We start from the raw sequence: 22,980 nt of genomic DNA on the forward strand, positions 1-22,980 counted from the left end.
AGGACGGCGCGGGTCTGCGCCGTCCAGCGGTGGCGTCACTTCATCGTGTAGTACCAGAAGCGGGTATATTCGTCGGCCGGAACGATGGCATTGACCTTGTCGCTCATGCCCCAGGTCAGGAACTGCTGGTGCAGCATGATCTTGCCGACCTCGTCGCGGTGGATCTTCACCGCCTCGGAGATCATCTCCTGGCGCTTGGCCGGGTCATATTCCGTACCGATCTTCTCGATCAGCTCGTCGACATGCTTGTTGGAATAGCCCTTCGGATTCCAGGCGCCGAGATCACCCGTCGGCGTGTGGATGGTCGCCGACATGATGTTGTAGGCGTCGATGGTCGGAAGACCGGCCCAGCCGAGCATGTAGAAGGCATATTTGCCTGCCGGAAGCTCGGTATCGAACTGCACGGGCGTGTGCATGTTGAGCTGCGCCTTGATGCCGACCTTGGCGAGCATGCCGACGACGGCCTGGCAGATGCGCTCGTCGTTGATGAACGAGCCGGCCGGGCAATCCATCGGCAGGTTGAAGCCGTCCTTGTAGCCCGCTTCCTCGAGCAGCGTCTTCGACGCCTCGATGTCGAAGGGGAAGCGCACATCGAGGCTGGCGTCATAGAACGGCAGTTCGGGCGCGAGCGGCAGCGCCGTCGGGCGGCTGTTGCCGCGCATGATGGAGCGCTTGATGCCTTCGATGTCGATGGCCTGGTAGATGGCCTTGCGCACGCGCGCATCGGCGAGCGGGTTGCCTTCGACGCCACTGCCTTCCAGCGCGGCGCTCTGCTGATCCATGCCGAAGAAGATGTTGCGCAGGTGCGGCGCGCGCATGATCTTCATGCCCGGCGTCGCCTCGATGCGCGCGATGTCCTGCGAGGGTGCGTTACGGATGAAATCCACTTCGCCCGACAGCAGTGCTGCGACGCGCGTCGCGGCATTAGTGATCGGCGTATAGACGATCTCGTCGAGATTATGCTGCGGCTTGTCCCACCAGTCCGGATTTTTCACGAGGGTGGTACGGATGTCGGGCTGACGCTCCGAGAGCTTGAAGGGGCCGGTGCCGACGCCCTGCGTGCTCATCGCACCGCCCGTATTGGTGGAAAGATCGATCGGCTTGTCGGCGCCGACGGATTCCTGGAATTCCTTGTCGAGAATGTACCAGCCGGCAAAGTCGTTGAGGAGGAGCGCGTATTTGCGCTTCAGCGTCACCTCGATCGTGTGGTCGTCGATCTTGGTGATCTCCTTGACCGGCTCCAGCAGGCCGGCGAAGGGCGAACCCGGCGAGCCGGCGCGCACGAAGGAAAAGATGACATCATCGGCGGTGAACGGGTTGCCGTTGTGGAATTTCACGTCCTTGCGGAGATTGAATTTCCACTTCGTGTCGGAGACCGCTTCCCAGCTCTCGGCAAGCGCCGGCTCGAGCTTCAGGTCTGCATTCCAGCGCACCAGGCCCTCATAGACATTGGAGAGCAGGCTGAGCGTGAAATCGTCGCGCGCGGCATGCGGATCCATGGAGCTGATTTCTTGCGCCTCGGCGAACCGAAGCGTGTTCGCATTCGCGGCCCCCGTTGCCAGGACGGCGCAGGATGCGGCCAAAAGGACTTTCAGATAGCGGTTCATGAGCTACTCCCAGCTTAGAGCGCTTCCCGGCCAGTGGTCCCCCTCGAAGGGATCGTCTTGTCTTATGTCACTCGCCGATATCGCAGGATTGAATGTTGCCGATCAGCGAGCGTGTCCGCGCCATGGCTTGTCCGCCTCGCCGCCCGGAAGAAGCCCGGGCATCAGCATAGTTTCACAAGCCCATTCGATAGTCCACATATTTGTACTCTAAATTATTCTGAATTGTGTACAATTATGAAAGCCATCATCCATCGACGCCACCCTGCTGCAGGAAGCACGAAGCCTCCGTGCCGCCTGCCGGCTGCAGCAGGGGCGTCTCGGCACCGCAGCGCGGCCCGGCCTTCGAACAGCGCGGATGGAAGGAACAGCCCGTCGGCCAGCTGCCGAGGCGGGGCATGGATCCGCTGATCTGGGCGAGCCGCTCCGGCTGGCGGTTGAGCGGCGGAATGGAGGCCATGAGGCCCGCCGTATAAGGATGGTTGGGACGCCGCACGACATCATCGACCGGCCCGATCTCGACAAGGCGGCCGGCATACATCACCGCAACCCGGTCGGCGACCTCGGCGATCACGCCCATATCGTGCGTCACTAGCATGATCGCGGTATCGCGCGTCAGTGCGAGCCGCTTCAAAAGCGCCAGGATCTGGGCCTGGATGGAAACGTCGAGCGCCGTTGTCGGTTCGTCCGCGATGATCAGTTCCGGCTCGCCGGCCAGCGCCAGGGCGATGACGATACGCTGGCGCATGCCGCCGGAGAACTGGTGCGGATACTGGCCGAACCGCGTCGAGGGATCGGCAATGCCGACTTCCGCGAGAAGCTGGATGGCCCGTTGACGCGCCTGCGCCGAAGACATCGCCGGAAAATGCGTGCGGATCGTCTCTGTGAGCTGCCGCCCGACCGTGAACAGCGGGTCGAGGCTGGTCAGCGGGTCCTGGAAGATCGCGCCGATGCGCTTTCCGCGCAGCCGCCGCTGCTCCTTTTCCGGCAGATTGTCGATGCGTTCGCCGGAGAGATGGATGGTGCCAGCTGCAATCCGCCCCGGCGCCTGCAGCAGGCCGATAAGCGCGCTGCCCGTCAGCGACTTGCCGGCACCGGATTCGCCGACGACTCCGAGGATTTCGCCACGCCCGATCGAGAAGGACACGGCGTCGATCGCGACGAGCGCCCTCTCGCGGATGGGGAACTCGATCCGGAGGCCGCGAACATCGAGAACGGCGGCTACCGGCTCCGGGTGTACTGCCGTTGCGAATGCACTTGCGCTGGTCATCACAGCCTCCAGATTGTGCAACCCGGGCCGCGGCCGAAGGATGCCGGATAATATACAATAGAGAATACAATAGAGATTCACTCTTGTGTCAAACACAAAGATTCAGCACCTGCCACGCAAACGAAGACCGGCCGCCCAGGGATGGGCGGCCGGTCTTGCAGTTCCGCTTGTCGGACGAGCGGTCAGATCAACAGGAAGTCCGAAGTCGAAAGCGTCGTCACCTTGGCAAGCGTGGTGACGAGGACGGCATCCGCCTCGTTGCCGGTGCCGTCGGCGTCGTACCAGAGGCGGCCATTGTCCTTCTCGAAGAAGAACTGCGCGGCCGCACCGGTCGCCTTCAGGTCGTTGCCGGAATAGAGCACGAGCTTGGAGAAGCCGAAGACGTCGTTGTCGATGGCGAGTTTGTCTTCGCCGCGCTTGAAATCCGTGATGAGGTCGCCTGAGCCGACCGCCTCGCCGGATGCGTAGACGAACTGATCGGCGCCAGCACCACCGGTCAGCGTATCGCCATGACCGCCACCCTCCAGCTTGTCGTTGCCGGCGCGGCCATCCAGCCTGTCATCACCGAGCCCGCCTTTCAGGTAATTCGCGGCGCTGCTGCCGAGGATGGTGTCGTCGCTGTTGCGGCCGATGACATTCTCGATGCTGGTGACGGTGAGGCCGGTCGCCACGCCACCATTCTTCGTGTTGTCCGCAAGGTCGAGAATAACGGACTGATTGGAAACGATATTGAACTCCAGCGTGTCGATACCCGCACCACCATCGAAGTAGTCCTTGCCGGTCTCGTCCGTGTAGCGGACGAAATGGTCGTTTCCGACATCGCCATAGAGCTTGTCATTGCCCTTGCCGTCGATGAGATAGTCATCGGCTGCTCCACCCCGCAGCGTATCGTTGCCGGCCGCCCCATCGAGATAGTCCGCGTCGGCGCCCGCCGTCACGGTGTCGTTGCCGGCGCTGCCCATGTAGTCGAGCGCTTCCATGCCGGTGAAAGACGTCGTCGTGTTGATCTTCACGAGGCCGCCGGTGAAGACGAAGGCGGCGTTGAAGGTTTCCTCGGAGAAATCGATGACGACACGGTCCGCTCCGGAGCCGCCGGAGGCATAGTCACCGGCATTCATGTTGAGGACATCGTTGCCGGCCTCGCCGTAGAGTTTGTCGGCGCCTGTATCCTTGATGCCGCCGCTGGCCCAGATGATGTCGTTGCCGTCACCGCCAGAGATCGTATCGGCACCATTCCCGCCAATCAGCTCGTCACTGCCGCCGAGCCCCTTGAGCGTGTCGTTGCCTGCCATGCCGTTGATGTAGTCGTCGAGATTGCCTGCCGTGATCGCATCGTTGCCCTGGCCGGCGGAAATGTGCACCCGCTCGAAACCCTTGGCCGTGACGTCGCCATTGACCATCGTCGCATTGGCCGAAAGCGTGAAGGAAAGGTTCTTCGTGCTGTCGTAGCGGTTGATCCAGAGCGTATCCGTGCCCGAGCCGCCATCGGCGGTATAGCGTCCGGCGACGGAACCGCTCGCATTGTTGATGGTGACGATATCGTCGCCGGCACCGCCGATGATCGTCGTCAGGCCTGTGCCTGTGCGCGCGTCGGCCGAGATATGGTCGTGGCCGTTGCCGCCATCGAGACGGTTGGCACCGCCGCCGTCGATGATCCGGTCATTGCCATCGCCACCCGTCACCTTGTCGTCGCCGGTGGTCGAGTAGAACTGGTCGTCGCCCTTGCCGCCGGTCATCGTGTTGTTGCCGCTGCCAGCATCGAAATCGACATGGCCGGCCGTGCCGGCGGACAGCACATCGTTGCCGCTGCCGGTTTCGATCGTAAAGCTTTCGGCATCGGTGATGACGGTCCCGTCGGAGAGCCTGGCCGTCGCGCCGGAGACGCTGAAGGTGAGGTTCGCCGTGCTGTCGGCCCGATCGACCCAGACGGTGTCGAAACCCTTGCCGCCCTTGATCGTGTCCTTGCCGCCGCTGCCGACGATCAGGAGGTCGTCACCGTTGCCGCCGTCGAGCACGTCAATACCCATGCCGCCATTCAGATGGTCGTTGCCGCCGAGACCGATCAGCGTGTCGTTGCCCGACATGCCCGAAAGCGTATCGTTGCCGGTCCAGCCGGTGAACCTGTCGGCGTTTTCCGAACCGCTGATGTCGTAGGTCTCGAAATTGACGATCGTCGTTCCGTTCGACAGCGTCTGCTTCGTCGCGGATGTCTTGGCTGTGAACGTGCCTGAAACGCCGCTCAGCGAAAGCTCGTCCACGCCGGCACCGCCATCCAGGATATCTTTGCCTTCAGCCGACCAGCTTTCCATGCTGTGCAGGATCACGTCGTTGCCCTCGCCGCCGCGAACCGTATCGTCGTCGCCATTGCCGCTGAGATAGTCGTCGCCGGTGCCGCCGTCGATCACATCGCGGCCGCGGCCGCCCTGGATCGTATCGCCGCCGGACTCGCCGTAAATCTTGTCGTTCCCGTCGTGGCCGTAGAGGTAATCGCCGCCGGCACCGCCATAGAGCGTATCGTTGCCGTCATCGGCCGAAAGCCAGTCGACGCCGTACCCGCCGGACATGTAGTCGTCACCGGCACCGCCGAGCAACGAGTCGTTACCGTTGCCGCCATAGAGCTTGTCGTTGCCGTTGTCGCCCGACAGCCAGTCGCGGCCGATGCCGCCGCTCAGCGTGTCGCTGCCGTCGCCGCCCTCGAACCAGTCGTCCCAGCGCCCGCCGGTGAACGTGTCGGCAAAGTTGCTGCCTTCCAGCCGGAAGCTCTCGACATTGACGATCGTCGCGCCAAACACGGATTTGGAGAGGATCGGATCGAAGGCGGTGAAGCTCACGCCCTTGGTGGAGGCGCTGAAGTTGATTTCGAGCTCGTCGAAACCAAGCCCCCCGTCGATGTTGTCACCGGCAAGCTCCGCCACGCTCAGGTTGCGGATTTCATCGTCGCCCGTCCCGGCTTTGATCGTATCGGCGCCGAGCCCTCCGGTGATCGTGTCGTCACCCGAACCGGTGCTGATGCTGTTGTTGGCATTGGTGCCGGTGACTGTCTGGTTGCCGACGCCGGGAATGGTGTAGGCGGCAAGCGCTTCGAGGGAAAGAGGCGCCTGAAGCGGCGCGATGGAAATCGTTTTCTGGCTCATGGCTTCCTCGCAATTGGAACCTGCGCCCGATGGCGCGTGCATCGATTGCTAATCGGACCAATAGCGCAAAGGTGTTCCTTTGGTAACACCCGCATAGCGGGAAGCATGCGAACGCGCGTCGTACCCCTGCTTTATGCGCAGGCAAGCATCCCGAGGTCTCCTCACCGCAGCGATTTGCAGAGCGCGTGCCGTGGAGGCTGAGAAGGGAGATGAGCATCGATGGCGGAACTGGTGTTCCGGGCGGCGAGCGCATCGCCGACGGCGATCAGGACCGGATTGTCGTAACCGATCTGCGCGATCCCCTCGGGAATCGCCGCGAGCGTTCCACGCCAGCTGCGTTCCGTCGCGCGACTGATCTCGCTCATGATGACAACGGGTGTTGCCGCCGGTAGCCCTTGCTCGACGAGCTTGTCGGCGATCAGCGTGGCTGTCCGCCCCCCCATGTAGAAGACCGTGGTGGTTCGGCGATCCGCGACGCGCGCCCAGTCGACGTCGTCAGGCAGGCCGCCATGCCGGGAATGGCCGGTGACGAGCCGCAGCGATTGCGCGTGGTCGCGGTTGGTCAGCGACAGGCCGAGGCGGGAGGCCATGGCGCTTGCCGCCGTGATGCCGGGAACGACATCGACGGGGATTTTTTCGCGGTCGAGATGGGCGATCTCCTCGCCGGCCCGACCGAAGACCATGGGGTCGCCGGATTTCAGCCGCACCACCTTTTTGCCGGCCTTGGCGAGCTTGACCATCAGGGCATTGATGTCCTCCTGGCGGCAGCTCTCGCGGCCGCCGCGTTTTCCGACCAGCAGACGTTTCGCCTCCCGCCGCGCAAGCTCCAGCACGTCGGCGGAGACAAGGTCGTCAAAGAGAATGACGTCGGCCGCCTGCAGCGCGCGCACGGCCTTCAGCGTCAGCAGCTCCGCATCGCCCGGCCCCGCACCGACCAGCGTCACGCGACCGATGGCGGGGGCTTCCGCGAACCTTTCGGCATCAGCAAGAAGCACCCCGCCTACGCCCTCCTCCGGCGTATCCAGTGTGGAAAAGACGCAGTCGGAAAACCGCTCCCAGAAGGCACGGCGCTGGGGACCGGGCTGGAGACGCCGGTTGACCGTCTCGCGCAGGGACTGCGCCAGCACTGCCCATGCTTTCAGGCTGCGCGGCAGCAGCGTCTCGATCTTGCGGCGGATCGTTTGTGCCAGGATGGGGGCGGCACCGTCGGTGGAGATCGCGATGACGACGGGCGAGCGGTTGACGATGGACCCGAACTGGAACTGGCAGAACGCCGGCTTGTCGATGACATTGACGGGTACACCCGCCGCCCGGGCCGCCGCAAAGAACGCCGCCGCGTCATCGTCGCAATCGCCGATCGCGAGCGTGGCGCCGGGAAGATCGGTCGAAGACCAGGGGCGACGGTGCGGGGTCAGACGGTCCGGCGCGCGGGCGAGCAACGCCTCGAAAGCCTCGCTGAACATCTCGGCATAGACATCGACCCGGGCGCCGCAGGCGGCAAGCAGCTCCGCTTTCCACATCGCAGCATCCGTGCCACCCGCAACGACGACGCGCCGCCCCTCCAGCGCCCAGAAAACCGGGAGCTTGGCCAGCGGCTCCATGCGGGCGAAAACATCATTCCGCAGCGGCGGCGAGACATCCATCGACGACCCCCCTGATTTCGGCGCGGCAGGAGCCGCAATTGGTGCCGGCATTGAGTACCTTGCCGACGGCTTCCACGCTCTGACAGCCGCCGCGCACAGCGGCGACGATCTGGTTGACGCCGACACCGAAGCAGGCGCAGACGGTCGCGCCGGGATCCGGCTTGTCCGCTCCCGGCCGGCCGGCGACGAGCGCAAAACGCTTGCGCAGGTTGGCGTGATCGGCCGAAAGCTGGGCGATTGCCCAATTGCGGGCAACCGCAACGGGTTCGCGCGCCAGGAAGCAGGCCGCAAGGAGGCGCGGACCGTCGAAGAAGGCGAGACGCGCGTCGCCGGTCTGCGCATCGGTGTAGCCGAGCGGCTCCACTCCATCGGGGATAACAAAGACGCGGCGACACCAGTCCGCCCATTCAGCGACCGGATCGGTGAAGCCCAGTTCCAGCCGCCAGCCGCCTTCAGCCTTCGCCAGGGCCCAGTAGGCGGCGTCGGGATCGACGGGCTTCACCTGCGAGACCGCGAAGCCATAGTGCCGCACCGTGAACCGGCGTGCGGCGACGGCAACGTTTTTCGATGCCGGCTGCCCGGAAAGACGGTCGACAATCGCGGGCACGACGGCATCGATGCGCGCCTTGGCCGCGAACTGATCGTTCCAGTGCATGGGCGCGAAAATGCTGCCGCGCGCCTGACGCTCGGTGATGAGCGCCCGCACGACCACCCTGCCCCTTGGGCTTTCGATCTCCACGAGCCCGGCATTGCCGATCCCGATCTCCATCGCATCGCGCGGATGCAGTTCGGCGAAGGGTTCCGCGATATGCGAGGAGAGGCGCGCGCTTTTGCCCGTGCGCGTCATGGTGTGCCATTGGTCGCGGATGCGGCCGGTGTTCAGCGTGAAGGGATAATCGGCGTTGGTGCGGTCGGCATCGGCCGGCTCGACGGCGATGAAGCGGGCCTTGCCATCGGCATGGTAGAAACCACCATCGGCAAAGAAACGGGTTTCGGTGCGCGCCTGCCCCATCGGCCGCGGCCACTGGAAGGGCTCGAGCGCATCGTAGGCGTCTGCGTCAAGACCAACATGGGCACCGATATCGAAATCCCGGCTGCCGGCATTTTCGAAAGCCGAGAGGGCCGCATGTTCGGAGAAGATTTCTGCTGGCGCGTCATAGGCGAAGGCCTCGACGAAACCCATGCGGCGGGCAACCTCGGCGAGCTGACGCCAGTCCGCCATGGCCTCGCCCGGCGCATCGAGAAAGGCACGCTGCCGGGAAATGCGGCGCTCGGAATTGGTGACCGTGCCGCTCTTCTCTCCCCATCCGAGCGAAGGCAGCACCACATCGGCGTGGCGCGCGGTATCCGTCTGTTTGATGATGTCGGAGACGACGACGAACGGGCAGGCTTGGATTGCCGCCTCGACGGCCTCGGCATCCGGCATCGAGACGACGGGGTTCGTCGCCATGATCCAGAGGGCTTTGATGCGCCCCTCCGCCATGGCCTGGAACAGGTCGACGGCTTTGAGGCCCGGCTTGTCCGCAATGGAGGGAGACGCCCAGAAACGCTGCACGCGGTCGCGGTCGTCGGCGCTTTCGATCGCCATATGGGCGGCGAGCATGTTGGCAAGGCCGCCGACTTCGCGCCCCCCCATGGCATTGGGCTGGCCGGTCAGCGAGAACGGTCCCATGCCCGGCTTTCCAATGCGGCCGGTGGCAAGGTGGCAATTGAGGATCGCATTGACCTTGTCGGTTCCCGACGAGGACTGGTTGACGCCCTGGCTGTAGCAGGTGACGACCTTTTCGGTCGCCGTGAACAGGCGGTAGAATTCGCGCAGCTGCATGGCCGGAAGCCCGGTCCGCTCCAGCACCTCGCCAAAGGAAACGCCACCGGCCGCTGCGAAAGCATCCGCGAAACCGGACGTATGCGCCGCGACATAATTCTGGTCGACGGCGCCATTGGAGACCAGATGGGAAAACAGGCCGACGAACAGCGCCACGTCCGTATCCGGCCGGATCGCGAGGTGCAGATCGGCGATATCGGCGGTCATGGTACGGCGCGGATCGATGACGACCACCTTCATCCCCGGCCGCTTCGCCTTTGCGGCAGCTATGCGCTGATAGAGCACGGGATGGCACCAGGCGAGGTTCGAACCGGTGAGAACGACGAGGTCTGCCAGATCCAGATCCTCATAGGTTCCCGACACCGTATCCGCCCCGAAGGCGCGACGATGGCCGGCAACGGAGGAGGACATGCAAAGCCGCGAATTCGTATCGATATTGGCCGAACCGACAAATCCCTTCATCAGCTTGTTGGCGACGTAATAGTCCTCCGTCAGGAGCTGGCCGGAAACATAGAAGGCGACGGAATCGGGGCCGTGCTCCGCGATCGCCGTGGTGAATTTCTCGGCGACAAGGTCGAGCGCCTCGTCCCAGGATGCCGGCCGGCCGCCAATCTCAGGATGAAGGATGCGGCCGTCGAGATCGATCGTCTCGGCAAGCGCCGAGCCCTTCGAGCAGAGCCTCCCATAATTCGAAGGATGGTCCGGATCGCCCGTCACGGAGACGGTGCCATCTTGCGCGACCGTCGCGATGACCCCGCAGCCGACGCCGCAATAGGGGCAGGTTGTCTTGACCGCCTTTTCCATCTATTCGGCCGCCACCATCAGGCTTTCAAGCGCGATGAAGAGCGCGCCGCCATCGTTCTTCAGCGCAATCGTCCTCACCGCCCCCTCATCCGCGCCGAGCGCCTTGCCGGTTTCGAGCGAGATCACCCAATTGTGCAGCGGGCACGTCACCGCTTTCGCATGAACGATGCCCTGCGACAGCGGTCCACCCTTGTGCGGGCAATGATCCTCGATGGCGAAAACTTCGTTTTCGCCGGTGCGGAACACGGCGATCTTGCCTTGCGGGGTTTTGACGCAACGCGCGCCACGCAGCGGAATGTCGGCGATATCTCCGATGGCAAACCAGTTCATGTCCGACCTCCTATTCCGCTGCTTCCGGGTAGCCGATGGTCGCCATCGGCCTGAATTCATGTTTGTCCTTGCCGGAGACACGCTCCGACCAGGGATCGACCTGGGCAAATTTCTGGGAAAAGACGAAGCGCTCGTAATAGGCCTTGCGCTTGTCGGCATCGCCCATGATCTGGCGGCGGATCTCATCGAGCCCGATGCGCTTCGCCCATTTGTAGATGCGCTCGAGATAACGCGCCTGCTCGCGGTACATCTGCGTCAGCGCCACGATATGCTCCAGCGCCTCGTCCTCGCTCTTCACGAGGCCGAGCACTTCCGTGCCCTTGATGTCGAGGCCTGCGGCACCGGCGAAATGGATCTCGAAACCCGAGTCCACGCAAATGACGCCGATGTCCTTGCAGGTCGCTTCCGCGCAGTTGCGCGGACAACCGGAGACGGCGAGCTTCAGCTTGGCCGGGGTCCAGGAGCCCCACATGAACTTTTCGATGCGAATGCCGAGCCCGGTGGAATCCTGCGTGCCGAAGCGACACCAGTCGGAACCGACACAGGTTTTTACCGTGCGAAGCCCTTTTGCGTAGGCTTGCCCCGAGATGAAACCGGCCTTGCCGAGATCGGCCCAGACGGCGGGCAGGTCTTCCTTCTCGATGCCAAGCAGGTCGATACGCTGGCCGCCCGTGACCTTCACCAGGGGTATCTCGAACTTGTCGACCACGTCGGCGATAGCGCGCAGTTCGCCGGAATTGGTCACCCCGCCCCACATGCGCGGCACGACGGAATAGGTGCCGTCCTTCTGGATATTGGCGTGCACGCGCTCATTGATGAAGCGCGACTGGTAGTCGTCGGCATAGTCGTCCGGCCAATCGCAGACGAGGTAATAGTTGAGCGCCGGGCGGCACTTGGCGCAGCCGCAGGAGGTCTTCCATTCCAGTTCCTGCATGACGGCCGGAATGGTCTTCAGCCCCTTCGCCTTGATCAGGCGGCGCACATCGTCATGGCCGAGATCGGTGCAGCCGCACATCGGCTGAACGGCGACGGGGTTGTAGCTGTCGCCGAGCGTCAGCGTCATCAACTGCTCGACGAGGCCGGTGCAGGAGCCGCAGGAGGCCGACGCCTTGGTGTGGGCGCGCACCTCGTCGAGTGCGGTGAGGCCTTTCTCCGTGATGGTCGAGACGATCCTGCCCTTGCAGACGCCGTTGCAGCCGCAGATTTCCGCATCATCCGGCAAGGCTGCAACGGCCGCCATAGGGTCCAGCGGAGCACCCCCCTGATAGGCTTGGCCAAAGATCAGCGTCTCGCGCATCTGCGAGATGTCGGTCTCCTTCTTCTTGAGATCGTTGAACCAGGCGCCATCGGCGGTTTCGCCATAGAGCACCGTGCCGATGATCCTGTTGCCCTTCAGCACCAGCCGCTTGTAGACGCCGGCCGAGGCATCGCGCAGCACGATCTCCTCGCGGTCGTCGCCATCGGCGAAGTCACCGAGCGAAAAGAGTTCGATGCCGGTCACCTTCAGCTTGGTCGGCGTATCCGAATGCTTGAAGGCGGCCCCCTGCTCACCGGCAAGATGGGAAGCCGTCACACGGGCCATCTCGTAGAGCGGCGCGACGAGACCATAGACCATGCCGCCGACCTCGGCGCATTCGCCGAGCGCCCAGATGCTGCCGTCGGAGGTCTGCATGCCGTGATCGACGACGATGCCGCGGTTGACGGCAAGTCCCGCCTCCCTGGCAAGCCCGACGCTCGGGCGAATGCCGACGGCCATGACGACGAGCGTCGCGGGGATGATGCGGCCATCCTCCAGCTCGATGCCTTCGACCTTGCCGTTGCCGATGATGGCCTTGGTGTTCGCCTTGCAGACGATCTTGATGCCGCGCCCTTCCAGCTCCTTCTGCAGGAGGTAGCCGGCGGCCGGATCGAGCTGGCGATCCATCAGGGTCGGCATGACATGGAGCACGGTGACATCCATGCCGCGGCCGGCAAGACCCGCCGCCGCTTCGAGGCCGAGCAGACCGCCGCCGATGACGACGGCCTTTTCGCGCGACTGGGCGGCGAGCAGCATGGCCTGCACGTCGTCGAGGTCGCGGTAGGTGATGACGCCGGGCATGTCCTTGCCCGGAACAGGCAGGATGAAGGGCACGGAGCCGGTGGCGATGACCAGCCGGTCGTAGCGCTCCGTCACGCCGTGATCGGACGTGACCGTCTTGGCAGTGCGATCGATGGCGACGATGCGATGGCCCTTGTAGAGGGTGATGCCGTGCTTGATGTACCAGCCGTCGCCGTGGATGATGATCTCTTCGTAATCCTTCTCCCCGGACAAGACCGGCGAGAGCATGATGCGGTCGTAATTGACGCGCGGCTCGGCGTTGAAGATGGTGACCTCGTAGCGGCCGGGCGCCTTTTCGAGGAGGTGCTCCAGCATGCGCCCCGGCGCCATGCCATTGCCGATGATGACGAGTTTCTCGGTCATGATGTTTCCTTGCGATTACGCGGCGACGGCCGAGACGGAGGGGCGCTCCATCTGGCGGATGGAGAGGTGCATCCAGATCAGCGAGACGGCGACGACGGCGAAGAGCAGCAGGAAACAGCTCGACCAGAGGCCGGTCGCATCCTTGAGCAGGCCGAAGGCGATGGGCAGGACGAAGCCGCCGAGCCCGCCGACCATGCCGACGATGCCACCGACGGCGCCGACGCTATCGGGATAGTAGGCCGGGATGTGCTTGTAGACGGCGGCCTTGCCGAGGCTCATGACGAAGCCGAGCACGAAGACCACGACGATGAAGACGGCCGGCGTGAGGCCTGACGGCAGCGACAGGATGAGCGTCGCGACCGCCGAGACGGCGAACATGCAGTACATGACGGAGCGCGCGCCCTTGCGATCCGACAGCATGCCGCCAAGCGCCCGGAAAATGCTGCCGGGAATGGAATAGGCGGCGGCGACCATGCCGGCGGTGGCGATGTCGAAGCCATAGACGCCGACGAGGTAGCGCGGCAGCCAGAGCGCCAGCGCCACGAAGCCGCCGAAGGCGAAGAAATAGTACAGCGAGAAGCGCCAGACCTGGGCCTTCTTCAAGGGCGCGAATTCCTCACGCAGGCTGCGCTTCGGCGCCTTGCCGTCACGGCGGCTCCGAAAGGCCGGATCGTCGCTGGTGGTGAACCAGAAGAGACATGCGGTGAGGATCAGCGCCGTGGCCCAGACTTCCGCGACCATCTGCCAGCCGGCGGCGACGAGCACGAAGGGCGCGACGAATTTCGTGAGCGCCGCGCCGACATTGCCCGCGCCGAAGATACCGAGCACGGTGCCCTGCTTTTCCGCCGGGAAGAAGGGCGAGACATAGGCGACACCGACGGCGAAGGACCCGCCGGCAAGCCCCACGCCGAGGCCTGCGAGCAGCATCTGCGGGAAGGTCGTGGCATGCGACAGCAGAAGCGTCGACAGCGCCGATGCCAGCATGGTCAATGTGTAGACGAGACGGCCGCCAAAACGCGGCGTCCAGACACCGAGAAGGATCCGCACCAGCGAACCGGTGAGGATCGGCGTCCCGACCAGGAGACCGAACTGAGCCTCCGAGAGGCCGAGGTCATCCTTGATGCGGATGCCGATGATCGCGAAGATCGTCCAGACCGCGAAACAGATGGTGAAGGCGAAGGTGGACATCCAGAGCGCGATGGCGGGTTCGCGTGGGGACGAAGGCTGCTTGATCTCAGACATGGCTTCTCCGAGGCCCGACAAGGTCGTGCCGCTCCATCTTGGGGGTGAAAAACAAAAAGCCGCTGGCCAGGTGCTGGCGGCACGGGGTCCGTGCGCACAGAATCCTGATCAGCGGCTTTGCTGGTGGGGTGCCCGTCGTTGGACACCGATTTCGTGGCCCTGGGGCCCGATTATTGAAAAGCAATCGGCGTGCCAGTTTCGACAAGCCATTGTTTTAGCGGGAGAAGAAGAGATTTCCAGCGTGCAGCACTCAGCGAACGGCGCTTAACCTGTGCAGCGCAGAGCCAAATTTTGTGCAGTGCGCATAAATTAAGCGCCGCTTGTTCAGCCGGTGGACTGGGAGGCGATATAGGCCTCCACATCGTCAGGATCGAAGCGCCCGCCATCGAAGAACCCATCCGGTCCAAGCGTCAGCGCGCCGGAGGAACCGACAGGCGTCGCGACGGTCAAGGCACCCTCGACCTTGGCGCTTGCAGAGGGCATGGCGATACCAAGGTCTTTCAGCGCGGCTCGATAGATATCCGGCCGATAGGTTTCCGCCGCGATGCGCTGACGCTCCGCCGTGTGCTCGATCTGCCGCCAGCGAACCATCTGGGTGTAGAACCACAGGGCGTGGCTCTTCCAGGGGAAGGTCGCGGCCTTGGCGTTCGGCACGAAGAAATCGCTGATGGTTTGCACCGCTCCGCCGCCGACCGGCAGATTGCCGTTGAGCGCCGGGAGAAGCAGTTCCACGTCGCGCCCGACATAGGCGGGCTTTGCGAGAAGCGTCGCAAGCGCCTCGTAGTTCTCCGGCCGGGCGCACCAGAGCGAGGCCTGATGCAGCGCAACCAGCAGCGCGGCCATGGCTTCCGGATTGGTTCCGCCCCAGCGAGCATTGACGCCGAGCACCTTCTCCGGGCTCGACCGCCAGATCGCCGCCTTGACGGTCGCAAGATGTCCGCCGCGGCGAAGCACGCCAAAAGTGTTCCAGGGCTCGCCCGCGCAATAACCGTCGATCACGTCCTCAGCCAGCGCATCGCCCATATCCGGTGGCGGCAGCACGACGACCTCGATTTCGCGATCCGGATCGATGCCGTTCGCCGCCAGCCAATAGCGCAGTTCGTAATTGTGACCGGAATAGGCATGCACGACACCGAAACGCAGCGGCGTGCCTTTCCGCGCATCAATGACCTTGCGGAGTGCCGCGCCATTCGTGCGCGCGTCGAGATCCACCGTCGCGCCATGCTCCGCCATTGCCTGCCAGAGCGCCGGCGACACCGTCACCGCATTGCCGCCAAGCCCGAGCGCCATCGGCACGATCATTTCCGGCGCGGGAACGTTGAGGCCGAGATTGCCGGCGATCGGCATGGGCCCGAGGATATGCGCGACGTCGATATGGCGCACGGCAAGACGGTCGCGAATGCTCGCCCAGGAACGTTCGCGCAACAGCGTAAGGTCGATCGCCTGCTCTTCGGCAAAGCCCATTTCGCGGGCGACGACAAGGAGTGCGCTGTCGAGCAACGGTACGAAGCCGGCGGTAATGGCGTGGCGCGTCGTCATTGCGTCCCTCCGGGATCGAGCAGGCTGGCCGCCGTGACAAGGCTCTGGGCGATCTCGACGATCTTGCGGTTCTGGTTCATCGCCGTGCGGCGCAGCAGCGCATAGGCTTCATCCTCCGAGAGCCCGCGCGAGCGCATCAGAAGGCCCTTGGCGCGGTCGATCACCTTGCGGTTTTCCAGCTCGCCACGCGTTTCCTCGAGTTCCCGATTGAGCCGCGAAAAGGCATTGAAGCGGCTGATCGCCATCTTGAGGATCGGGCGTACCCGCTCCTGTTTCAGCCCGTCGACGATATAGGCCGAAACGCCGGCCTCGACCGCAGCCTCGATGGAGGCCTCGTCGGACCGGTCGACAAACATGGCGATGGGGCGCTTTACGGCGCGGGAGAGCTGGAACATGCTTTCCAGCATGTCGCGGTTCGGATTTTCGAGATCGATGACGATGACATCGGGATTGAGATCGGCGATGCGACGCGCGAGGCCGTGCATGATATCGATGACCGTGACCTGATCATAACCGGCATCGCGCAGCCCTTCTTCGATGATGGCGGCACGGATGCGATTCTCGTCGATAACAAGTACGTTCAGTCCGCTCGGTTTCATCCATCCACCGCATCGCCATCGTCGAGGCTCCCTTGCACATGCGTCAAGCGGACCGTGAAATCAAGCGGTCTTACCCTTGAGATGGTCCGTCGGCAGCGCAGTCGCGCGGCGCGACGCTGGAACGGATGCCAGCGACGACGGGGATGAGCGCCGGGAAATCGGCCACCACACCACAATGCCGACGCGGGCAAAAACGGAGGATCAGCCCCTTACCGGAAAGGGATGGACGGAGCCGCCTTCCGTCTGCGCCGCCTGGAGATTGCGATAGCGCCCATTCTTGCGGGCGATGAGATCGGCATGATTGCCGCTCTCGACGATACGGCCATCGTCGACGACGAGGATGCGGTCGGCATTGGCGATCGTGGCGAGACGGTGGGCGATGACCAGCGTCGTACGGCCTGCCGAAAGCTCGGCCAGCGATTGCTGGATCGCCCGCTCCGTCTCCGTGTCGAGCGCCGACGTCGCCTCGTCGAGGATGAGGATCGGCGGGTTCTTCAGGAAGATGCGGGCAATCGCCAGACGCTGCTTCTGACCGCCCGAAAGCTTGACCCCGCGCTCGCCGATGACGGTGTCGAGACCGTCGGCGAGGTTGGCGATCACATCGTCGAGGCGGGCGCGTTTCGCCGCATCGAGGATTTCCGCCTCGGTGGCATCGAGCCGACCATAGGCGATGTTCTCGCGGATCGTGCCGGCGAAGAGGAAGACATCCTGCTGCACGATGCCGATATTGGAGCGCAACGACCGCAGGGTCATGTCCCTGACATCCACGCCGTCGATGGCGATCGTGCCGGATGTGATCTCGTAGAACCGCGGCAAAAGCGAGCAGATCGTCGTCTTGCCGGCACCCGAGGGACCGACGAAGGCGATGGTCTCACCCGCCTTGATCGACACGTTCAGCCCGTCGAACACCGCCTTGGCGGCGCTGTAGCCGAAGCCGACATCGCGGTATTCTATATCGCCCCGGAGGCGGCTGACCTCTTTCGCATCCGCCCGGTCGCGGATGTCAGGCTCGGTATCGAGGAACTGCGTGTAGCGCGTAAAGCCGGCAATGCCCTTCGGATAGGTCTCGATGATCGAATTGATCTTGTCGATCGGCCGGAAGAACACATTGACGAGCAACAGGAAACCGACGAAGCCGCCGGCCGAAAGCTCGCCATGCACGACGAACCACGAGCCCGCCAGCATCACCACCACCTGCACGAAGCGCATCGAGAGATAGGAAAGCGAGGCCGAGGCCGCCATCACCTTGTAGGCCTGCATCTTGGTCGTGAGATAGTTGCTGTTGCTCTCGGCAAACAGCTTGCGCTCGTGATCCTCGTTGGCGAAGGCCTGAACGACGCGGATGCCGCCGACATTCTCCTCGATGCGGGCATTGAAGTCGGCGACACGGCCGTAGAGCGCGTGCCAGGTGGTGGTCATGCGCGCGCCGTAATGCGTCGTCACCCAAGCCGTCAGCGGCACGATGACGGCGGTGATCAGCGCCAGCGGCACATGCACCCAGAGCATCAGGAGGAAGGCGCCGATCAGCGTCATGATGGCGATGAAGAGGTCTTCCGGCCCGTGATGGGCGACCTCGCCGATCTCCTCGAGGTCCTTCGTCAGCCTTGCCACGAGATGGCCGGTCTTCTGGTTGTCGAAATAGCCGAAGGAGAGTTTTTGCAGATGATCGAAAGCCTTACGACGCATCTCGGCCTCGATGCGCACGCCCAGCATATGGCCCCAATAGGTGACGATGACCTGCAGGCCGGCACTGAAGAGATAGATCAGGAACAGCCCCACGGCGGCAAGCGCGATCATGTCGAGCTGGCCGGTCGGCAACAGGCGATCGATGAACAACGTCACGGCAACCGGAAAGGCGAGCTCCAGCAGGCCCGCCACGACGGCGGACGAAAAGTCCAGTGCGAACAGGCCACGGTGCGGGCGGTAGTAAGCGGCAAAACGCTTCAGGAGGTCGGACATCAACTATGCTTTCAGTATCGGCGCTGCGACTATGACGATCAACTAACCCGTCTCTTCCACATCCGCGACAAATTTTTGTCGGCCAAAACGGCTTTCTGCGCGCGCCCTGTTCGGGCGCGCAAACTTGCGGCTTGCCATCGCGCGCAAACATGATAATTTTCATCATATTAAATCTCCGCCCGGACGGCAATGCTCGACCGTGCGTATATCTTTTCCGCGACCGGCCAGAGGCCGGCACCTCCATCGGGACCTGTCATTTCTATCCACATCCGGCCGTGCTGCCGATCGCCCGTAACCGCGCGGCGACGCAGCCCGACACCGTCCCAGAAAACAAGGATGACCATGAACGCGCTTCCGCAATTCAAGCTCTCGGGCATCGCACGGCCCAAGGATGCCGCCGGCATGCTCGACGAAGTCTGCGAGCATTTTCTTGATCATGCCGAGGTCCATCGCACCGGCAATCTCGTGCGGATGACGAGCGAAATCGGCATTGCGGACCTGCGCCTCATGGATGGCGAGTTGCGGATCGAGCTTGCCTGTCCGTCACCGGACCTGCTGCAGATCAGCCGCAACATCGTCGCAGAACACCTCTTCTATTTCGCCGGTGAGGATCCGTTCGAGCTTATCTGGTCCGACCCGGCAACACTTGCCCAACTGCCGAACATCCACGAGATCACGGTGGTCTCGACGGAGGATGTGACGCCGCATATGCGGCGGGTGAAATTCGCCTGCGCCGACGTTGCGCCCTTCGTCAATGCCGATATGCATGTACGTCTTCTCGTGCCGCCGCGGGGACGCATTCCGGTCTGGCCGGGATTGCAAGAGGATGGCCGCGCCGCCTGGCCGACCGGCGAGGACAAGTTACTGGTGCGAATTTACACGATCCGGGCTGTCGATGTCGAACGCGGCGAATTGTGGATCGACGTGCTCCAGCACCCCGCGGCCGGCGTCTCGACACCCGGCGCGGATTTCGCGCGCGACGCGCAGCCGGGCGACCGGGCGGCGCTGCTCGGACCGGGTGGCGGCGGCCTGCCTCAGGCCCAAAAAATCCTCTTGGTCGGCGACGAAAGCGCCCTTCCCGCTATTGCCCGCATCGCCGCCGAGGCGCCGGCGGGCACACGGATAGACGCAATCATCGAAGTCGAGGATGCGGCAGAGGAACAGCCTCTTGCAACCGCCGGCACGCTCGAAGCCCGCTGGCTGCATCGCAAGGCCTATCCCCCGGGCGCAGCAAACACGATCGCCGAGACGGCCCTCGCAGCAATTGCCGGGATCGACAAAGAGACTTTCCTCTGGGTTGCCTGTGAGAAGGAGGATGTTCGCCAGATCCGCGCCGCGCTGAAGACGCGGCAGCATGATCGCAAGCGCATGTATGTTGCCTGGTACTGGGAGCGCGATCCGGGCTGATACGCGGCTAACGCCAGCGGCTTGGTTCAATCGTCATTGGCCGGAACGGCGAAGGGAGATATCAGCCGACCAAGCCGAAGATCACGGCGCTGACAAAGAGGAATGCGCCGACAACGGCGATGTTGCTGACCAGAACCTGCCGCTCTGCGCGACGCGCACGGCGGTCGCTGATGGCGCCAAGTGCGCCATAGGTGGAACGGCCGTCGAGTTTCACATTGCTCATTCGCCATCATCCCTTTTTGGAGGCTGTTTTTTGGCCTTCCGGGGGCGGACTGTCATGCCCGCCCGTTCTCTGGAATGAAGTTATATAGGATCCCTATAAGTTTGGTAGGGTATTTTTTCTCAATTTCGCCACACTCGTAAATTCGCGTTTCACACTTCTGTCACGTGACGGACTTGGCGATACGAAACTTCCGTTTTTCGAGTTCGGGAAAATAGGTCGCGACGTCGAAATAGCTTTCCGGTGCGTGGACGCCCGGCTTCTTCGGCAGCTTGAGGATGAGCTGCGCGGCGATGGAGGCGTTCATCGAGGTGCAGGCATCGACATAGGGACCGTATAGCGGGTCCGGCGAGACCGTGACCTCGACGCGCACCGTGCGCTCCACGCCGTCCTTCCGGCCACGGCCGATGGCGAAGTGGATTTCATGGCTATCCTGCGCGGGGATTTTCTCCGCGTGTTTGCGGATATTGCGCTCGATCACCTTGTTCAGGACATCGAGCGGTTTCACTTTTACGCCGCCGATCTCCACCGGCTCGTCGAAATCGCCGAAACCTGCCTTCACAAGCCCCACCCACGCCTCGTGCTCGCGGTGCGGCAGATGCAGCTTCCAGGAAAACTCCCGGATGCCCTTCTCGCGGATGCCGTCCGCAAGCGGCACGGTCAGCTGTTCGGAATGCGGCGAATGCATGAATTCACAGCGGCCCCATGGCTCCGGCAGGTCGAGAAATTCACTGCCGCTCATCGGCGCGCATTCGACATGTTTGCCGTCGTAGAACTGCGTGCTTGGATGGGCGTATTCGGCAAGCACCGTCGAGACACTGTAAGGCGGTACGAGAACCGGGTTTTCGTCCCCAACCAGCTCGGCGGCCCAGTAGAGGTTGATCCTGTCGATCTCGTCGAGTTCATCGGCGACCGCGCGGCAGATGACATTCGACATGCCGGGATCGGCACCGCACCCCAGGACCGCCGGAACGCCCGCCGCCTTGAAGCGTTCGTGCTCGGCCAGCTGCTTGACCGTGTAGGTGCCAAGGCCGCCAAGGTCCATGTAAGGCACCTTGAGGGCAAGCGCCGCTTCGAAGATGGTCATCTGAAAGCCGAGCAGGGTCGGCACGCAGTTGATGCAGATATCGGCGCCGGAAATGGCGGCGTTCAGCGCCGACGCATCGGTCACGTCGAGATCGACGAGGGTGATACGCAGGTCGGCGAGCTCGTTTGCCAGCGCCTCCATTTTCTCACGCGCCGCATCGCAAATGCGGATGGCGGTGATGTCGATGATGGCGCGGTCGGAAACGAGGTCGCGCACGATGCCCGCGCCCATGAAGCCTGCGCCGCCGAGAAGGGTGATGATCATTGTTCTGTCCTTGAATGAAAAATGTCTCAGACGTGCTTGCGCCCGCCATCCTCGTAGAACCAGTCGTCCGGATAGGGATACCACCAGCTCTGGATCACCGGCTTGTGGTCGATGATGACCATTTTCGAGCGGCGGAAGGCATCGAGCCCGAGTTTCGACAGTTCTCTGCCGAGGCCGGATTTCTTCCAGCCGCCGAAAGGCAGTGCGTCATTGTCGATCAGCGGATTGTTGACCCAGACCATGCCGGCCTCCAGCCGGTCCGCCGCCTCCATCGCCTCTTCGAGCGAGGTGGTGAAGATCGACGCGCCGAGGCCGAATTCGCTGTCGTTCGCCCGCTCGATGGCCTCGTCGAAATCCTTCACCCGCATGACGGCGGCGACAGGCCCGAAGCACTCCTCGCGCAGGATCGCCATGTCGGGCGTGCAGTTGGTGAGGATGGTCGGCTCGTAGAACCAGCCGGTCGGCTCGCTCTGCGGGATTTTTCCGCCCAGCACCACAGTCGCGCCCTTGGCCTTCGCATCCTCGACCAGCCGGATGACCTTTGCACGTGCCGCCTCGCTGACGAGCGGGCCAATTTCGGCGCGCCCGAGGCCATTGCCGATGCGCAGGCGCTTCGCCTCGGCGACGAACTTTTCGATGAATGCGTCATGCACGGCATCGACAACGAAAAATCGCTCCGCCGAGGTGCAGACCTGGCCGGACATGTGGAAAGCCGCGGTCACGGCCCCTGCGGCGGCGACATCGAGCGGCGCATGGGCCGTTACGATCATCGGGTCGGAGCCGCCCGCCTCGATGATGGCCGGCTTCATTTGCGACGCCGCGGCCATCGCCACGGCCTTGCCGGCGGCAACGGAACCGGTGAAGGCGACCGCATGGGTTTTGGCCGAGGCGATCAGCGCGCTGCCGAGTTCGGCGCCGCCCGGCAGGCACGCGATCAGGCCCTCGGGCAGCGCCTCAAAGACAGTCATGAATTCCAGCGTGGAAAGTGTGGTCGCCGGCGCCGGCTTGATGATGCAGGCATTGCCCGAGGCGAGCGAGGCGGCGACCGTCCAGCACATCAGGAGGATCGGAAAATTGAACGGCATAATGTGCACGCTGGTGCCAAGCGCCTCATAACGCGCGTGCTGGAAGGACCCTGCCTGCGTCGTGCCCGCAACCTTGCCAGCCTCGTCGCGGGCCATTTCCGCGAAATAGCGGAAGGCGCCGGCGCAGTTCGCCACCTCGCCGATCGCCTCCGGATAGGGTTTGCCCATTTCCCGAGACATCAGTTCCGCGCAGCGCCGCATATCGGTCGCCTCGATGCGATTGGCGATGCGATGAAGCACCGTCGCCCGGGCCTTGGCGTCGAGCCGCTTCCAGCCGCGCTGCGCCGTCGCGGCCGCATCGAGCACGGCGTCCATGTCGTCGAGCGTCGTATCGGCGAAAGTGCCGACGGTCGCGAGCGTCGCGGGGTCGATCACGCCATGGTGCGCACCCTTGCTGGAGACATAGGCCGGGTGCCGGTAGAATACGGGTTCGGCGGGGTTGAACATGGTATTTTCCTTGACGTTCTGCGGATCGGAAGGCTGACCGACCTTTTCCCTTCCCGCTCG

Annotated in this window: 15 protein-coding genes; 1 reads left to right on the forward strand and 14 read right to left on the reverse strand. The window is 63.6% G+C overall.

Features of this window, described 5'->3' with window-relative positions; translation table 11 throughout:
- Nucleotides 1–35: 35 nt before the first annotated feature.
- The 11 genes from MUO32_RS01810 to MUO32_RS01860 form a co-directional block, all read right to left on the reverse strand.
- Nucleotides 36–1,607 carry an ABC transporter substrate-binding protein gene (locus tag MUO32_RS01810; RefSeq protein WP_257946521.1) on the reverse strand — a complete coding sequence of 524 codons (1,572 nt, stop codon included), beginning with the start codon at nucleotides 1,605–1,607 and terminating at the stop codon, nucleotides 36–38.
- Nucleotides 1,608–1,851: 244 nt separating this feature from the next.
- On the reverse strand, nucleotides 1,852–2,874 hold the full coding sequence (locus MUO32_RS01815) for an ABC transporter ATP-binding protein (protein ID WP_257946522.1): 1,023 nt from the start codon (nucleotides 2,872–2,874) through the stop codon (nucleotides 1,852–1,854).
- Between the two features lie 182 nt (nucleotides 2,875–3,056).
- Complete coding sequence (locus tag MUO32_RS01820) at nucleotides 3,057–6,008, reverse strand: calcium-binding protein (protein WP_257946523.1); 2,952 nt, start codon at nucleotides 6,006–6,008, stop codon at nucleotides 3,057–3,059.
- Between the two features lie 161 nt (nucleotides 6,009–6,169).
- Entirely contained in the window at nucleotides 6,170–7,651 is a 1,482-nt protein-coding gene (cysG, locus tag MUO32_RS01825) for a siroheme synthase CysG (RefSeq protein ID WP_257946524.1), read from the reverse strand.
- Nucleotides 7,623–10,280 (reverse strand): nitrate reductase, encoded by a 2,658-nt coding sequence (locus MUO32_RS01830; protein ID WP_257946525.1) that lies wholly within the window; start codon nucleotides 10,278–10,280, stop codon nucleotides 7,623–7,625. The genes cysG and MUO32_RS01830 overlap by 29 nt, the downstream gene beginning before the upstream one ends.
- The gene (gene nirD, locus MUO32_RS01835; protein WP_257946526.1) at nucleotides 10,281–10,610 is read right to left on the reverse strand and encodes a nitrite reductase small subunit NirD; all 330 of its coding nucleotides are present in this window, start codon (nucleotides 10,608–10,610) and stop codon (nucleotides 10,281–10,283) included.
- A gap of 10 nt (nucleotides 10,611–10,620) precedes the next feature.
- Nucleotides 10,621–13,071, reverse strand: coding sequence for a nitrite reductase large subunit NirB (nirB, locus tag MUO32_RS01840; RefSeq protein ID WP_257946527.1), 2,451 nt, complete (start codon nucleotides 13,069–13,071; stop codon nucleotides 10,621–10,623).
- Between the two features lie 15 nt (nucleotides 13,072–13,086).
- Entirely contained in the window at nucleotides 13,087–14,313 is a 1,227-nt protein-coding gene (locus MUO32_RS01845; RefSeq protein ID WP_257946528.1) for a nitrate/nitrite transporter, read from the reverse strand.
- Between the two features lie 324 nt (nucleotides 14,314–14,637).
- Nucleotides 14,638–15,852 carry a CmpA/NrtA family ABC transporter substrate-binding protein gene (locus tag MUO32_RS01850; RefSeq protein WP_257946529.1) on the reverse strand — a complete coding sequence of 405 codons (1,215 nt, stop codon included), beginning with the start codon at nucleotides 15,850–15,852 and terminating at the stop codon, nucleotides 14,638–14,640.
- Nucleotides 15,849–16,451, reverse strand: a complete 603-nt coding sequence (locus MUO32_RS01855) for an ANTAR domain-containing response regulator (RefSeq protein WP_244763030.1) — start codon at nucleotides 16,449–16,451, stop codon at nucleotides 15,849–15,851. Before MUO32_RS01855 ends, MUO32_RS01850 begins: the two co-directional genes overlap by 4 nt.
- 201 nt (nucleotides 16,452–16,652) lie before the next feature.
- Complete coding sequence (locus MUO32_RS01860; protein ID WP_257946530.1) at nucleotides 16,653–18,410, reverse strand: ABC transporter ATP-binding protein; 1,758 nt, start codon at nucleotides 18,408–18,410, stop codon at nucleotides 16,653–16,655.
- Between the two features lie 342 nt (nucleotides 18,411–18,752).
- On the opposite strand from MUO32_RS01860, the gene MUO32_RS01865 reads away from it, so the two are divergent.
- On the forward strand, nucleotides 18,753–19,817 hold the full coding sequence (locus tag MUO32_RS01865) for a siderophore-interacting protein (RefSeq protein ID WP_257946531.1): 1,065 nt from the start codon (nucleotides 18,753–18,755) through the stop codon (nucleotides 19,815–19,817).
- Between the two features lie 61 nt (nucleotides 19,818–19,878).
- On the opposite strand, the gene MUO32_RS01870 is transcribed toward MUO32_RS01865, so the two are convergent.
- The 3 genes from MUO32_RS01870 to MUO32_RS01880 all read right to left on the reverse strand — a co-directional run bounded on the left by MUO32_RS01870 (nucleotide 19,879) and on the right by MUO32_RS01880 (nucleotide 22,920).
- Entirely contained in the window at nucleotides 19,879–20,040 is a 162-nt protein-coding gene (locus MUO32_RS01870) for a hypothetical protein (protein ID WP_257946532.1), read from the reverse strand.
- A 160-nt stretch (nucleotides 20,041–20,200) separates the two neighbouring features.
- Nucleotides 20,201–21,388, reverse strand: a complete 1,188-nt coding sequence (locus MUO32_RS01875; protein WP_257946533.1) for a saccharopine dehydrogenase family protein — start codon at nucleotides 21,386–21,388, stop codon at nucleotides 20,201–20,203.
- A gap of 26 nt (nucleotides 21,389–21,414) precedes the next feature.
- A complete protein-coding gene (locus tag MUO32_RS01880) occupies nucleotides 21,415–22,920 on the reverse strand; it encodes an aldehyde dehydrogenase (RefSeq protein ID WP_257946534.1) in 1,506 nt (501 codons plus the stop codon).
- Between the last annotated feature and the right edge of the window lie 60 nt (nucleotides 22,921–22,980).

The sequence above is a fragment of the Shinella sp. CPCC 101442 genome, assembly GCF_024704725.1.
GTDB lineage: Bacteria > Pseudomonadota > Alphaproteobacteria > Rhizobiales > Rhizobiaceae > Shinella.

What these genes read in the sequence shown, in the direction of transcription:
- MUO32_RS01855 (WP_244763030.1), bottom strand. Translation starts at nt 16,451, where the DNA reads ATGAAACCGAGCGGACTGAACGTACTTGTTATCGACGAGAATCGCATC.
- MUO32_RS01870 (WP_257946532.1), bottom strand. Translation starts at nt 20,040, where the DNA reads ATGAGCAATGTGAAACTCGACGGCCGTTCCACCTATGGCGCACTTGGC.
- MUO32_RS01810 (WP_257946521.1), bottom strand. Translation starts at nt 1,607, where the DNA reads ATGAACCGCTATCTGAAAGTCCTTTTGGCCGCATCCTGCGCCGTCCTG.
- MUO32_RS01850 (WP_257946529.1), bottom strand. Translation starts at nt 15,852, where the DNA reads ATGACGACGCGCCACGCCATTACCGCCGGCTTCGTACCGTTGCTCGAC.
- nirB (WP_257946527.1), bottom strand. Translation starts at nt 13,071, where the DNA reads ATGACCGAGAAACTCGTCATCATCGGCAATGGCATGGCGCCGGGGCGC.
- MUO32_RS01875 (WP_257946533.1), bottom strand. Translation starts at nt 21,388, where the DNA reads ATGATCATCACCCTTCTCGGCGGCGCAGGCTTCATGGGCGCGGGCATC.
- MUO32_RS01865 (WP_257946531.1), top strand. Translation starts at nt 18,753, where the DNA reads ATGAACGCGCTTCCGCAATTCAAGCTCTCGGGCATCGCACGGCCCAAG.
- MUO32_RS01880 (WP_257946534.1), bottom strand. Translation starts at nt 22,920, where the DNA reads ATGTTCAACCCCGCCGAACCCGTATTCTACCGGCACCCGGCCTATGTC.
- MUO32_RS01860 (WP_257946530.1), bottom strand. Translation starts at nt 18,410, where the DNA reads ATGTCCGACCTCCTGAAGCGTTTTGCCGCTTACTACCGCCCGCACCGT.
- MUO32_RS01820 (WP_257946523.1), bottom strand. Translation starts at nt 6,008, where the DNA reads ATGAGCCAGAAAACGATTTCCATCGCGCCGCTTCAGGCGCCTCTTTCC.
- MUO32_RS01845 (WP_257946528.1), bottom strand. Translation starts at nt 14,313, where the DNA reads ATGTCTGAGATCAAGCAGCCTTCGTCCCCACGCGAACCCGCCATCGCG.
- nirD (WP_257946526.1), bottom strand. Translation starts at nt 10,610, where the DNA reads ATGAACTGGTTTGCCATCGGAGATATCGCCGACATTCCGCTGCGTGGC.
- MUO32_RS01815 (WP_257946522.1), bottom strand. Translation starts at nt 2,874, where the DNA reads ATGACCAGCGCAAGTGCATTCGCAACGGCAGTACACCCGGAGCCGGTA.
- cysG (WP_257946524.1), bottom strand. Translation starts at nt 7,651, where the DNA reads ATGGATGTCTCGCCGCCGCTGCGGAATGATGTTTTCGCCCGCATGGAG.
- MUO32_RS01830 (WP_257946525.1), bottom strand. Translation starts at nt 10,280, where the DNA reads ATGGAAAAGGCGGTCAAGACAACCTGCCCCTATTGCGGCGTCGGCTGC.